Below are 14,249 nucleotides of genomic sequence, written 5' to 3' on the forward strand. Positions count from 1 at the left end.
GAAATTACCGAACATAGAGCCTCGCCCCACAAATGCTCCAACCGGTCGGTCAGCTTTGTGAGAGTGTCAGGCCTTTGACCATATTTTTCAACTGGATAAACCCACCCACAGCATCACAATCCGGCATCTGAACCGAAAATCCCACAGGTTCGGAAACGGTTAGGCCATCACTTTGGACAAGAGCGCCCGTGAGGGGTTTGCCGCATGTCGCGTCACTCACCTCCGCCTCGATCATAATCTCCACCTCCTCGCCATTTCCGGTCCAGTCAATTGCATGCGAATAGACCTGTGTCCGGGTCGCCAAAGCGTCACCCGTTCCGTAACTCACGAGAAAACCACGCTCTCCGGTTGAAAGGTCATCAGGCACAAAGGGGGTATTTGCCCAAATATGTCCGGGCTCATCGAACGTCGCACCATTTTCGAACGCATGCAGATAAAGGTCGGGCGAACCATCCCAAACAAGCGCAACACGGACAAACCCGTCAGCGGTAAAGACATCCGTTTCGGCGATCTGGGTTGTGCCATTTGGCAATTCCGCCTGATAGCTTGCGGATTTCGATAATGCGGGAACGACAATTTCGAACATACCGCTGTGATCTGTTTGCTGCGTGAATTGAAGCCCGTCGTGATGCACGGTCACGGGTACATTTGGGTTGCAAGCCGCCGCAAAGCTCAATCGCACCATCGCATTGTCCGTTGGCGTCGCCTCAAATGCGACACCGCACTCTGAAACAAAACCTGCGCTCGGGGCATCTGTGAGGGTCGGAAAATCAGCCAAAGACGTAACCGCAGCAGCATAGATAAGCGGAGCCGTTTGATTTTCGAGCGCCAAACCGGACGTGTCGGCCATCACCGCGGGCGCAAGGGGCATTCGGGACACGGAGGCCGCGCCTGTCTGCTCAGGGTCGATCCGCGCGGCGGCGGCCGCCTCCTTTTGCATAAAGTGGCCGATCGCCACAGCAATCGACAAGGTAATAATGACGGTTGCGATTTTGTCTTTTTGAATCATCTCACCCTCCGAATGAACTTCGTTAAATTTTAGTTAATTCCGGAACGTGGCTTTTTCGCGAACACTTGGAGACAAAAAAGGGCCGCAACGTGGCGGCCCTTTTTCAATCGATCAGCGGGGTCGGTTCTCTCAAACGGCGCCGTGGCAGTGTTTGAACTTTTGACCGGACCCGCATGGACACGCATCATTGCGTCCGGGGTTGCCCCACGTTTCGGGATTCGTTTCATCAAACCCGGGACGGGCATCGGCATTGACCTGTGGCGCGGCTGCCGCAACCTGTCCTGCCGCAGCCGCCTGTTGGGCCTGAAGCTGCGCAACCATCGTGTTGCGCTCCTCCTCCGTCATCGGCCGCACGCGCGCAAGCTTGGTGGTTACTTCACCGCGCAAGCTATCGAGCATTGTTTCAAACAGTTGGAAACTTTCGTTCTTATACTCGTTCAGCGGGTCACGTTGGGCATATCCCCTAAATCCGATCACAGACCGCAGATGTTCAAGCGTCAAAAGGTGCTCACGCCATTTCGCGTCAATGGTGTTGAGCAAAAACTGCTTTTCAATCTGGCGGAATTGTTCGGCGCCAAAGGCCTCTTCCTTTTCCGCCATCATTTTATCCGTCACATCCGACAAGCGTTCAGCAATGGTTTCGTCGTCCACACCCTCTTCGTCAGCCCACGCTTTGACGGGAACATCCATGTTCAACGTTTCGATGATGGAGACGTAGAGCTTTTCCATATCCCACTGATCGGGATAGGATTTTGGCGGAATAGCGGCTTCGACCAAATCGTCGATCACCTCATGGCGCATATCCGCGACGATCTCGTTCACGTTGTCAGACACCATGATGTCGCGACGCTGCGAGAACACCACTTTACGTTGATCGTTCATCACATCGTCAAACTTCAAAAGCTGCTTGCGGATGTCAAAGTTGCGGCCTTCGACCTTTGCCTGCGCCTTTTCGAGCGACTTGTTGACCCACGGGTGGATGATCGCTTCGCCCTCTTTCATACCAAGCGACGACAGCATTTTATCGAGGCGCTCGGACCCGAAAATCCGCATCAGGTCATCTTCCAATGACAAGAAGAACAAGGACCGGCCAGGGTCCCCCTGACGGCCGGAGCGGCCACGCAACTGGTTATCAATGCGGCGGCTTTCATGGCGCTCTGTGGCCAGAACATACAGACCACCCGCCTCGAGAACGGCTTTTTCCGCCTCGGCATGTTCGGCCTGAATGGTTGCACGAATCTCGTCGGGGTTGGCGTCCGGATTGGCCGCAATGGCCTCCATCACCTTCATCTCGACGTTGCCGCCGAGTTTGATGTCCGTGCCGCGACCCGCCATGTTGGTTGCGATGGTCACCGCGCCCAATTTGCCCGCATCGCCTACGATTTCGGCTTCTTTCTCGTGATGACGCGCGTTCAAGACGTTGTGCGGCACACCCTCTTTGGTCAGAAGCCTGGACAGCTCTTCGGATTTCTCAATCGAGGTGGTGCCGACAAGAACAGGCTGCCCTTTTGCATTCGCATCACGAACAGATTCAACCACAGCGGCCAGTTTTTCAACCTCGGTGCGATAGACGCGGTCATGGTCATCTTTGCGCACGATCGGACGGTTGGTCGGCACTTCGACCACACCCAGTTTGTAAATTTCCATGAATTCGTCGGCCTCGGTCAACGCCGTACCGGTCATGCCGGACAGGGTGTTGTACAGGCGGAAATAGTTCTGGAAGGTCACGGACGCGAGTGTGACGTTTTCAGGTTGAATGGGGCACCCCTCTTTGGCCTCGATCGCCTGATGCAGCCCCTCTGACAGACGACGACCCGCCATCATGCGGCCGGTAAATTCGTCGATCAAATCAACTTTATTGTCGCGCACAATGTAATGCACGCCGTTCTGGAACAACTTATGCGCACGCAGGCCTTGGTTCACGTGGTGAACGATGGTCGTGCTCTCGGGGTCGTAAAGGGACTGACCCTCGGGCAAAAGACCCGCGGCCGCCAAACGTTGCTCAAGGAACTCGTTGCCCTCTTCGGTGAATGACACCTGACGGGTTTTCTCGTCCAACTCGAAATGCTCGTCCGTCAATTCGGGGATCAGCTTGTCGATCGAAAGATACAGATCGGAACGATCATCCGACGGACCCGAGATGATAAGCGGTGTACGCGCCTCATCGATCAGGATGGAATCCACCTCGTCGACAATCGCAAAGTTGTGACCGCGCTGAACAACGCGGTTCAAATCCGACGCACTATTGTCGCGCAGATAATCAAAGCCGAGTTCGTTGTTCGTGGCATAGGTAACGTCACAGGCATAGGCCGCGCGCTTTTCATCCTCGGGCTGTTGCCCGTAAATCGCCGCACAGGTCATGCCCAAAGCTTCGAACACTTTGGCCATCCATTCCGCATCGCGGGTCGCGAGGTAGTCGTTCACGGTCACAACGTGGACGCCCTTGCCCGTTAGCGCATTGAGATAGGACGGGAAGGTCGCCACAAGCGTCTTGCCCTCACCTGTCTTCATCTCGGCAATATTTCCCTCGTGAAGGAAAATACCCCCCATCAACTGGGTATCAAAAGCCCGCAGGCCAAGCGCACGCCGGGCTGCTTCGCGACAGTTGGCGAATGCCTCCGGCAAAATCGCATTCAGACTTTCGCCGTCTGCAACACGCTTTTTGAATTCTTCGGTTTTTGCGATCAGGCCCGCATCGTCAAGTTTCTCAAACTCTGCTTCCAGAGCGTTGATTTTTGCGACGATAGGGCGGGTCGCTTTGATTTTGCGGTCATTCGGCGTACCGAATACCTTTTTCGCGAGTGTACCAATGCCTAGCATATTTTCTCCGCTCGATGCGTCCTGACAGGATCGTGTGAGAGGAGGTATTGCCCCGCTGCTCATCACCCCATAGAAACGGTCGCAACGGCTCCTCTTATAGACCTTAAGCGATGTAAGGGGCCATTAGAGTAGTGTCAACGTTGCGCCCCGTGATGATCGGGCCCGGAAGGACAAATCAGATGAAGTATCGCCATTTTCTTGCCATTCTTGCCGTCACACAGACCGCATTTTTTACAACCGCCCTCAGCGCCGAAGACATTTCGGCGGAAACTGTTGTGGCAACCGTCAACGGATCCCAAATCACCATGGGCAACGTCATTGCGGCACGCGGCACCCTGCCGGAGCAATATCAGACCCTCGAAAGCGACGAATTGTTCAACGGCATTCTGGAACAGATGATCCAACAAGAGGTCCTGCGCCAGAGCGTGGGTGATCCCGACAAGGCGCTTCAAATCCAGATGGAAAACGAAACCCGTGCCATTTTCGCCGGGGCCGCACTTGAAGGCATCGCCGAGAGTGCGATGACGGATGAGGCGATCGAGGCCTTTTATAAAGAAACCTACACCAACGCCGAACCGTCCCGTGAATACCGCGCGGCCCACATTCTCGTCGAAACCGAAGAAGAAGCCCTCGCATTGATTGCGGAACTGGGCGAAGGTGTTGATTTTGCTGATCTTGCACGCCAGAAATCAACCGGCCCATCCGGCCCCAATGGTGGCGATCTCGGTTGGTTTGGCAAAGGGATGATGGTTGCGCCCTTTGAGGAGGCCGTTGCCGCAATGGAAGAGGGGTCGATTTCGGCCCCCGTTCAGACGCAATTCGGATGGCACGTCATCAAATTGGTGGAAACGCGCCTTCAGGATGTTCCATCCCTTGAGGACATGCGCGAAGAAATCGAAGCCCAGTTGGCGGATGTTGCATTGCGCGATGGCGTTGAACGTCTCATCTCCGAGGCGACGATCGAGCGTGTAGACCTTCCGACAAAAGACGCCGTTAAAGACGACACACTTCTGGCGGATTGATCCGCCAATAACCCCCAAGGATCACTGCCATGGCCAAAATTGAAACGGTCTCTCCTCTTGCTCCAAAGGGTGGATTTCCCACCCTTCCCGTGATCGACGGCGTGCGTTTTGCCTCGCTTGAGGCGGGCGTGCGGTATTCCGGTCGTGTTGACGTTATGCTCGCGGAATTGTGCGATGGCGCGACCGTAGCAGGCACGTTTACACGTTCCTCCACCCGCTCTGCCGCGGTCCTCGATTGTCAGGACAAACTGGGCGCAAACAGCCAAGGCAAAGCGGCCATTCTGGTAAACGCGGGCAATTCCAACGCCTTCACCGGAAAAAACGGGTTTGATGCAGTTGCCTCGATCACAAAGGCAACCTCTGACGCCCTCGGCATTGACCAAACCCGCGTGTTCACCTCCTCCACGGGTGTGATTGGCGAACCGTTGAAATGGGAGCGGATCACCGCGAAGCTCGACGATCTCAAGGCAGCCCTTGATGAAAACGGCATCTCGGACGCGGCTCGCGCAATTATGACCACCGACACCTACCCCAAGGGTTCAACGGTCGAAATTGCGGCCGACGGCGGCACGATTAAAATCGCGGGTATCGCCAAAGGCTCCGGCATGATCGCACCCGATATGGCGACGATGCTCGTCTACATTTTTACCGACGCCAAGGTATCACACCCCCTGTTGCAAGACATGGTGACCCGCGCGACGAACGAAACATTCAACTGCATCACGGTAGACAGCGACACCTCAACCTCCGACACCTTGTTGATTGCCGCAACGGGAAAATCCCCCGCCGCATCCCTTCAGGGCGGCACAAAACCATGCGAGGCCTTCTACGAGGGGCTCAAATCCATCATGCTCGACCTCGCGCATCAGGTTGTCAAAGACGGCGAGGGAGCGACAAAATTCGTCGAGGTTCGCGTGACCGGTGCGGCCTCCACCAGTGACGCCAAAAAAGTGGCCTCGGCCATCGCCAATTCCCCGCTCGTCAAAACCGCGGTTGCCGGCGAAGATCCCAACTGGGGTCGCATCGTCATGGCCGTGGGGAAATCGGGCGCCGAGGCGGATCGCGACCTCCTCACCATCAAATTCGGTGACATCACGGTCGCTGAAAACGGTTGGGTGTCACCCGACTACAGCGAAGACAAAGGTGCGACCTACATGAAAGCCGAGGATATTGTCATCTCCACCGACCTTGGCCTCGGGTCTGGCGAAGCCGTTATGTGGACGTGTGATCTGACCCACGGCTATATCACCATCAATGCGGATTACCGGTCGTGATGAAAACCGTTCTGGTCTCTGCTGTCGCCCTTATCGACCCTGACGGGCGCGTGCTTTTGGCACAACGCCCCGAAGGAAAATCCATGGCGGGGCTATGGGAATTTCCCGGCGGCAAAGTCGAGGCAGGCGAAACACCAGAGGCCGCATTGATCCGCGAATTGCACGAAGAGTTGGGGATCGAGACATGGAATTCCTGTCTCGCCCCGCTCACCTTTGCCTCACATTCCTACGACGATTTTCACCTGTTGATGCCGCTTTTTGCGTGCCGCAAGTGGAATGGAACGCCGGTGCCAAAAGAGGGGCAGACCCTGAAATGGGTTCACGCCAACGATATGCGCTCCTACCCGATGCCAGAGGCCGATGTGCCTCTCATCTCGATCTTACGCGACTGGCTCTAAACCCTTGGATCACAGACGCCTCTGATAGGACCTCCTCTTTTTGCACGAAACCTATCCTTATGAACCGCCTGTAACCTGAATGCGTTCATGTATTTTTAAGCACACTGCGTAAATTGATCCCGATCACAAAGGGATGGCACATGATTAAATCAATCACACTCGGAAACTACATTTCGGTGCAGGGACTGTTTGTGCGCGACAGTACCGACGGAAAAATCGTCGTGCGCGTTGGGGAAAAAACGTTCGAAGGAACGCCCGTCGCTTCTTACAAACTCGCCTGAATAACGAATATCCAATGAAAAAGGGGCGGAGTGATGATCACTCCGCCCCTTTTTGTGTCTGTTATTGCAATTAGTCGAGGTTACGCTCGATCTCTTCGCGCTCAAAGATCTCGATGACATCGTTCGGACGGATATCGTCGTAAGCTTCGAAGGCCATACCACATTCCTGACCGGACTGGACCTCTTTGACTTCGTCTTTGAAGCGCTTGAGCGTCTTGAGTGTGCCTTCGTGGATCACAACATCATCACGGAGCAAACGCACACCGGCCTCGCGACGCGCGACACCTTCGGTGACGAGACAACCCGCAACTTTACCGATGTTGGACACCTTGAAGACTTCTTTGATCTTTGCGTAGCCGATGAAGTTCTCGCGAACCTCGGCAGACAACAGACCGGATGCCGCCGCTTTCACATCATCCACAAGGTCGTAGATGACGGAATAGTACCGGATCTCGACGCCCTTTTGGTTGGCTGTGCTGCGCGCTTGTGCGTTGGCACGAACGTTAAATCCGATGACAGGGGCGCCGGAGGCCTCGGCCAGACTGATGTCACTCTCGGTGATCGCGCCCACACCGTAGTGCAGCACGCGGACACGGACTTCGTCGTTGCCGATTTTTTCCATAGCCTGAACAATTGCCTCGGCCGAACCTTGAACGTCAGCTTTGACCAGGATCGGAAGCTCCGCAACAGTCTGATCCGCCTTTGCTTTCGCAAGAAGTTGGTCAAGTGTGGTCGCAGCGCCAACAGCGGCACGTTTGTTTTTAGCCGCATGTTCGCGATATTCGGAAATCTCGCGGGCTTGCGCCTCGGTGGCAACAACGTTGAGTACGTCACCTGCCTCCGGTGTACCATTCAGGCCCAGAACCTCGACCGGAACCGATGGGCCGGCCTCATCGACGCGCTCGCCTTTGTCGTTCACGAGTGCGCGGACCTTGCCCCACTGTTCGCCGACAACAAAAATGTCACCGCGTTTCAGCGTACCGTTCTGGATCAGAACCGTTGCGACAGGACCGCGACCCACGTCAAGCTGCGCCTCGATCACGGCACCTTCGGCAACGCGGTCAGGGTTGGCTTTAAGCTCAAGAATCTCCGCCTGAAGCGCGATTGCTTCGAGCAGTTGATCAAGGCCTTTACCCGTCTTTGCGGAGACCTCAACATCCTGAACTTCACCGGACATGGCCTCGACAACAACTTCGTACTGAAGCAGCTCTGTGCGCACCTTGTTCGGATCGGAATCGGGCTTGTCGCATTTGTTGATCGCAACAATCATAGGGACACCCGCCGCTTTCGCGTGGTTAATCGCCTCAATCGTTTGCGGCATAACAGAGTCATCCGCAGCCACAACAAGCACAACAATATCCGTCACCTGTGCGCCGCGAGAGCGCATGGAGGTAAAGGCGGCGTGACCCGGCGTGTCGAGGAACGACAAAACCGCACCCGTGTCTGTGACGACCTGATAGGCACCGATGTGCTGTGTGATCCCACCAGCTTCGCCAGAGGTCACACTTGCGTTACGAATGGAATCGAGCAGAGACGTCTTGCCGTGATCAACGTGACCCATGATCGTGATAACCGGAGGACGTGCGACGAGATCTTTTTCGTCATCCTCGATTTTCGTAATCACATCTTCCACATCGCTGTCCGACACGCGCACAATTTTGTGGCCGAATTCTTCGACGATAAGCTCGGCTGTATCGACGTCGATGGGTTGGTTCTGTGTGACCATCATCCCCATATTCATGAGCGATTTCACAACATCGGACACGCGCTCCGCCATGCGGTTTGCAAGCTCGGACACGATAATCGTCTCCGGCACCTGAACATCGCGCACAACCTTTTCGCGTGGCTCGTTGGAGCCCATCGCTTTTTGGCGCATGCGGTCCTGTTTGCGCTTCATCGCCGCCATGGAACGCTGACGGCCACCTTCGCCACCCGTCAACGCCTGATTAACGGTCAGTTTACCGGACCGGCGGCTATCGGCGTCGCCTTTGCCACGTGCGGTGCGGGTTGGCTCTTCACGCTCACGTGCGCGTGGAGTCGCGGTTGTTCCGCGACCCGGACGCTCGCCTTGCTTTTGAATGGCCGCCTGGGCAGCCGCAGGATCGTCGGGCGTCTCCGGCTTTTTCTCAGCTTTCGCTGCAGCAGCACGGGTGCGCTCGGCTTCTGCCTCACGCTTTGCGCGTGCTTCATCTTCTTCTTTGGCCTTGAGCGCTTCTTCGCGTTCAGCTTCCTCGCGGGCCTTATCGTCGGCCTCCTTGCGGCGGCGCTCACGCTCTTCTTCGCGGGCCCTTTCCTCCGCGGCGCGGCGTTCAGCATCCTCGACTTCCTTGGCTTTCGCCAAGGAGAGGGCCTTCATCCGGCGCTCCATTTCGGCATCGGAAATGCCAGCGGGCCGCCGTGCGGGATCGCTTTTCATGGGCTTGCCGCCCGGCGCGGCACTCGCGGGTTTCGGAACGCCCGGCTTGGGCACCACGACACGCTTGCGCTTCGTCTCCACAACAACACTCTTTGTCCGCCCGTGGGAGAAGCTTTGCTTCACCGAACCGGGGCCGCCACGAATGCCAAGGGGTTTTTTACCGTCAGAATCGCTCATTTCGTCGTCTTACCCTTCCCGGCGGAGCGCTCTCCACCGTCTGTCTCGCGCACACCCTTCAGGCGTTCAGCGTCTACAACAATTCGTTTGCTGAGTCCGCCGCCTGCGAGCGCGCCATGTATCACACTTTCGCGGCCGAAAGCCAAACCCAATTCGGCACTGGACAAGAGACCGAACCAACGACCTCCTTCAGGTGTCTTGAGCTTGCCTTTTCCGCGTTCTGAACCGTCGGACGCCTGCAACAGGATCGTTGCATGCTCGTCGATCAGCCAATTCTTTACCTTTTCGAACCCACACACTGCCTGCCCCGCCTTTCGGGCGAGGGAAATCAAATGCACGACACGATCCGCGAGGCCTCGTTCGATCAGGTCGACATACCCGTCGGGTATCATCACATCCTGTCGCGCCACTTTCGCAAAAAGACGCTTGTCCACGGCCTCTTGCAAAACAGCACGCTCCGAGGTGGCCCAAAATCCGCGACCCGGGAGTTTTTCTGCCAGATCGGGGACCAGGGTGCCATCGGGGCCAACCACAAAACGGATGAGACCATGACGCGGCTGCGCCTCGCGCGACACAATACAGCGCCGCTCGTCATCTTCCATTTTATCTTTAGGTTGGCCGCCTCTGGTCATACTTTACCTCTCTCGATGGCCTGAACTCAGACCTCCGAACCCTCTTCTGTTTCGTCCGCTTCATCATCCGCCGCCACGTCCAAATCGGCGGGATCAACCCAACCCAATTGAATGCGTGCGGTCATAACGAATGCCTGGGCCTCTTCAAGAGACACATCGAACTTCTCAAGAACACCCTCGTCCTTAACCCGCTCGCCGTTGACGGTCGTCCAACCACCCGCAAGCTCCCAGTCGGCACAGGTTGCAAAATCTTCGAGAGACTTCACGCCATCGTTGGCCAAGGCCTCGATCATCTGGGGGGTCAGGCCCTCAAAATCAACCAAGCTGTCTTCGACACCCAATTCGCGGGCATTCTCAAGCGCTTTGCGGTTCGCCGCCTCAAGTACGTCACGGGCGCGGGCCTGCAACTCGCTTGCGGTATCGGCATCAACACCGTCAATCACAAGCAACTCGTCCACTTCGACGTAAGCCACCTCTTCGAGGTTGGTGAATCCTTCGGACACGAGAAGTTGGGCAAAGAACTCATCCAGATCGAGGTTGTCCATAAACAACTGTGTGCGCTCGGCAAACTCGGCCTGACGACGTGACGACTCTTCGGCTTCGGTCAGAATGTCGATATCGAGGTTCGTCAACTGCGACGCAAGGCGCACGTTTTGACCGCGGCGACCAATGGCAAGCGACAGTTGCTCGTCCGGCACCACAACTTCGATTTTTCCGGCATCCTCATCGAGAACCACTTTGGTCACTTCGGCGGGCTGCAAGGCGTTCACAAGGAACGTTGGCTGATCGTCATTCCAGGGAATGATGTCGATTTTTTCACCCTGAAGCTCGTTCACAACGGCCTGAACGCGCGAACCGCGCATACCGACACAAGCACCAACAGGATCAATAGATCCATCATAGGAAATCACAGCAATCTTAGCACGCGATCCGGGATCACGGGCCACCGCTTTGATCTCGATGATGCCATCATAGATTTCCGGCACTTCCATCTTGAACAGCTCGGACATGAATTCCGGCGCAGTGCGCGACAAGAACACCTGCGGACCGCGCGACTCACGGCGCACATCCTTGATAAAGCAACGAATACGATCATTGGGGCGATAGGCCTCGCGACCGATTTTCTCGTTGCGGCGCAGGATGCCTTCGCCACGCCCCACATCAACGATGACGTTGCCGTACTCTTCGCGCTTCACAACACCATTGATGATGGTGCCTGTGCGGTCTTTGAATTCTTCGTACTGGCGATCACGCTCGGCTTCGCGCACTTTCTGCAAGATCACCTGTTTCGCGGATTGCGCGGCGATACGGCCAAGCTCCACGGGCGGGATCTCTTCGGAAAAAACGTCACCGACAGACGGATCTGTCATGTATTCTTTGGCCTGATCGACAGTCAACTCAGCTTGGTAATTCTCAAGCTCGTCATCCGCGACAACCGTGCGAACACGGGTGAACGTGGCCTTGCCGGTCTTGCGGTCAATAGACACATGAATGTCCATCTCGGAGCCGTAACGCGACTTTGCAGCGCGTGCGAGGCTCTCCTCCATCGCTTCAACAACGACCGACGCATCGATCATCTTTTCGCGGGCCACGGCCTCGGCGGTTTGCAACAGCTCAAGCTGGTTTGCAGAGGTGATTGCCATAACTCAGTCCTCTCTTAATCCTCTGTGGAACCGTCTTCGGTTTGGATTTCGTCAAAATTGGTCTCGTCAATTGCACCGGCATCCTTGCGTTGGCGCAACATTTCACGGATCAGCTCGTCGGTCAGCACAAGTTTGGCGTCCGACAGCCAGTCAAATTTCAGCCCGATCGTGATCTCTTCGCCGTTCTCGTCCATGGTCAGGAGCACATCATCGCCCTCAACGCCCGCGAGCACACCTTTGAAACGGCGGCGCCCCTCGATCATCTCGGTTGTTTCGATCTTGACTTCGTAGCCCTCAAAGGCCGCGAAATCTTTCAAACGTGTCAGGGGACGGTCGATCCCGGGGGAGGATACCTCAAGTGTATACTCGTCCTCAATCGGGTCTTCAACATCGAGAACCGCAGACACGGCTGTTGAAATCTGGGCGCATTCATCAACTTCGATACCGCCATCAGGGCGTTGCGCCATGATTTGCAGGGTTTTCGATTTTGTCGACGACATCAGGCGCACACGGACAAGCTCGAACCCCATTCCCTCGATCACGGGAATGATGATCTCGGCCAGACGGCGATCAATCGCAGCTTTCGCAATCAGGTCGGAATGCATGCTCTTGAACCTTTCGCTATTGTTTCGGTCAGTTGTGTACCCACTGGTATGTAAGCACAAAAAAACGGGCGCGCGGCCCGTCGAAGAAGTCCGGTGGAGCTTCGGTGAGACACCGACGCGCCGCTGTTGGACGCCGTATACCTGTCAAACCGTGAGTCGGCAAGCCCTATCGCATATTCTATGACACAGGCCGCGCCAGACCATCCATGACCTGAACCAAAGCCCGCGTGATCCCCGGTTCGGAAAGTGCATGACCCGCCTGGCCGATCATCTGTAAATGCGCACGCGGCCAGACCTTTTGCAGACGATAGGCCGACATCGGCGGACAGATCATATCAAATCGCCCCTGCACGATCGTCCCTGCAACATCGGCAAGCTTTCCCGCATCCCTCAACAACTGGCCATCCTCGGCAAAAAAGGCGTGATTGGTGAAATAGTGGTTCTCAAGCCGCGCAAAGGCCCGCGCAAACTCTATTGGCGGCTCACCTGTCGCACCGTTCGACCCGATAGAGGCCAAGGCATTTTCCCAAACCGACCATGCCCGCGCGAACCTGATCTCATCCGCGCGAACGCCGGAAAACAGTCGCTTGTGATACGCCGCAATCAGATCGCCGCGCTCGGCCTCGGGCACCAAAGCGACAAACTCGTCCCAAAGTTCCGGCCAAAACCGCCCCGCGCCACCGCCATAAAACCAATCAAGCTCTTCTTGCGTGGCCAAAAACACACCACGCAGGATCAAATGGATCGCACGGTCGGGATGGGTTTGCGCATAAGCCAACGCAAGCGTCGCACCCCAACTTCCGCCAAACACCATCCAACGATCAATGCCGTAATGGCGCCGGATGGTTTCAATGTCGTCGATCAGATGCCACGTTGTATTCGCCTCAACCGAAGCAAAGGGCCGCGACCGCCCGCAACCACGCTGATCGAACAGGATAATGCGGTAGAGTGCAGGATTGAAAAACCGCCGCATATACGGGCTACACCCACCCCCGGGGCCTCCATGCAGCACCACCACGGGAATGCCGTCTGGATTTCCACACTCTTCGACATAGATCTCATGCCCATCCCCGACCGCCAACATCGTATGGTCATTGGGGACGATTTGCGGATAGAGATAACTGAATGCGCTCTTTTGGCCTGAGACCTTGTCCATGGAAGTCCTGTATAGAGCAAAGAATTGCGACGCGTTGTGACGCAAGTTGACCATGAAGGAGAGGATCATGCAAATGCATCAGTCCACAATCGACCCCCAAGAGGTCGCTAAATTCGAAGCAATGGCCGCCGAATGGTGGGATCCAAACGGCAAATTCAAGCCGCTCCACATGCTCAACCCCACGCGACTCGATTATATCACCTCGCAAATCGCCGCAGAATTCGGGCGCGACCTGTCGCAGGACAAACCGTTTGAGGGGCTCCGCCTGCTCGATATCGGGTGCGGCGGCGGGTTGCTGTCCGAACCTATGGCACGTCTTGGCGCCACGGTCGTGGGTGCCGATGCCGCCGAACGCAATATTCCCGTTGCACAGGTCCACGCCGAACAAGCGGGCCTCGACATCGACTACCGCTTCACCACCGCCGAGGATCTGGCTGCCGCAGGCGAGCGGTTCGACATCGTGCTGAATATGGAAGTGGTCGAACACGTCGCCGATCCACAAGCCTACCTGAATGCGTGTCAAACCCTGCTCAAAGCGGGCGGTTTGATGATTTGCTCCACCATCAACCGCAATCCGAAATCCTATATGGTGGCCATCGTGGGCGCCGAAGTTGTGATGCGCTGGCTGCCCAAGGGCACCCATGAGTGGAAAAAGTTCATCACGCCCGACGAACTTTTCGCGCTGATCGAAACGGCGGGCCTGCGTCCTGTTGATCGCAAGGGGTTTGTGTTCAATCCTGCACTCTGGAAATGGTCATTGTCCGATCGCGACCTGTCGGTGAACTACGTCACCGCATCGATCAAGCCGGAATAGCC

Annotated in this window: 12 protein-coding genes; 5 read left to right on the forward strand and 7 right to left on the reverse strand. The window is 56.3% G+C overall.

All coding sequences use genetic code 11. The annotated features are described in order from the left end of the window. Nucleotides 1-49 precede the first annotated feature (49 nt). Complete coding sequence (locus ACN0Q0_RS04150) at nt 50-1,009, reverse strand: hypothetical protein (RefSeq protein ID WP_417242105.1); 960 nt, start codon at nt 1,007-1,009, stop codon at nt 50-52. Nucleotides 1,010-1,138: 129 nt separating this feature from the next. Then, on the reverse strand, nt 1,139-3,829 hold the full coding sequence (gene secA / locus ACN0Q0_RS04155; RefSeq protein WP_417242106.1) for a preprotein translocase subunit SecA: 2,691 nt from the start codon (nt 3,827-3,829) through the stop codon (nt 1,139-1,141). A gap of 179 nt (nt 3,830-4,008) precedes the next feature. On the opposite strand from secA, the gene ACN0Q0_RS04160 reads away from it, so the two are divergent. The 4 genes from ACN0Q0_RS04160 (at nt 4,009) to ACN0Q0_RS04175 (ending at nt 6,804) form a co-directional block, all read left to right on the forward strand. Continuing rightward, nucleotides 4,009-4,851, forward strand: coding sequence for a foldase protein PrsA (locus ACN0Q0_RS04160; protein ID WP_417242107.1), 843 nt, complete (start codon nt 4,009-4,011; stop codon nt 4,849-4,851). 29 nt (nt 4,852-4,880) lie between these two features. Then, nucleotides 4,881-6,125 carry a bifunctional glutamate N-acetyltransferase/amino-acid acetyltransferase ArgJ gene (gene argJ, locus ACN0Q0_RS04165; RefSeq protein ID WP_417242108.1) on the forward strand — a complete coding sequence of 415 codons (1,245 nt, stop codon included), beginning with the start codon at nt 4,881-4,883 and terminating at the stop codon, nt 6,123-6,125. After that, nucleotides 6,125-6,523, forward strand: coding sequence for an 8-oxo-dGTP diphosphatase MutT (gene mutT / locus ACN0Q0_RS04170; protein WP_417242447.1), 399 nt, complete (start codon nt 6,125-6,127; stop codon nt 6,521-6,523). The genes argJ and mutT overlap by 1 nt, the downstream gene beginning before the upstream one ends. Before the next feature lie 140 nt (nt 6,524-6,663). Further along, complete coding sequence (locus ACN0Q0_RS04175) at nt 6,664-6,804, forward strand: hypothetical protein (RefSeq protein ID WP_417242109.1); 141 nt, start codon at nt 6,664-6,666, stop codon at nt 6,802-6,804. Between the two features lie 70 nt (nt 6,805-6,874). On the opposite strand, the gene infB is transcribed toward ACN0Q0_RS04175, so the two are convergent. The 5 genes from infB to pip all read right to left on the reverse strand — a co-directional run bounded on the left by infB (nt 6,875) and on the right by pip (nt 13,433). Further along, the gene (gene infB, locus ACN0Q0_RS04180; RefSeq protein WP_417242110.1) at nt 6,875-9,397 is read right to left on the reverse strand and encodes a translation initiation factor IF-2; all 2,523 of its coding nucleotides are present in this window, start codon (nt 9,395-9,397) and stop codon (nt 6,875-6,877) included. Then, nucleotides 9,394-10,029, reverse strand: coding sequence for an RNA-binding protein (locus ACN0Q0_RS04185; protein WP_417242111.1), 636 nt, complete (start codon nt 10,027-10,029; stop codon nt 9,394-9,396). Before ACN0Q0_RS04185 ends, infB begins: the two co-directional genes overlap by 4 nt. A gap of 26 nt (nt 10,030-10,055) precedes the next feature. Next, the gene (nusA, locus tag ACN0Q0_RS04190; RefSeq protein WP_417242112.1) at nt 10,056-11,672 is read right to left on the reverse strand and encodes a transcription termination factor NusA; all 1,617 of its coding nucleotides are present in this window, start codon (nt 11,670-11,672) and stop codon (nt 10,056-10,058) included. 14 nt (nt 11,673-11,686) lie between these two features. After that, complete coding sequence (gene rimP, locus ACN0Q0_RS04195; protein ID WP_417242113.1) at nt 11,687-12,277, reverse strand: ribosome maturation factor RimP; 591 nt, start codon at nt 12,275-12,277, stop codon at nt 11,687-11,689. A 178-nt stretch (nt 12,278-12,455) separates the two neighbouring features. Continuing rightward, nucleotides 12,456-13,433, reverse strand: a complete 978-nt coding sequence (gene pip / locus ACN0Q0_RS04200; protein WP_417242114.1) for a prolyl aminopeptidase — start codon at nt 13,431-13,433, stop codon at nt 12,456-12,458. Nucleotides 13,434-13,500: 67 nt separating this feature from the next. Between pip and ubiG the strand changes: the two genes are divergently transcribed. Further along, nucleotides 13,501-14,247 (forward strand): bifunctional 2-polyprenyl-6-hydroxyphenol methylase/3-demethylubiquinol 3-O-methyltransferase UbiG, encoded by a 747-nt coding sequence (ubiG, locus tag ACN0Q0_RS04205; protein WP_417242115.1) that lies wholly within the window; start codon nt 13,501-13,503, stop codon nt 14,245-14,247. Nucleotides 14,248-14,249: the final 2 nt, after the last annotated feature.

It is taken from the genome of Celeribacter sp. (assembly GCF_048259695.1).
In the GTDB taxonomy this organism is placed as follows: Bacteria; Pseudomonadota; Alphaproteobacteria; order Rhodobacterales; family Rhodobacteraceae; genus Celeribacter.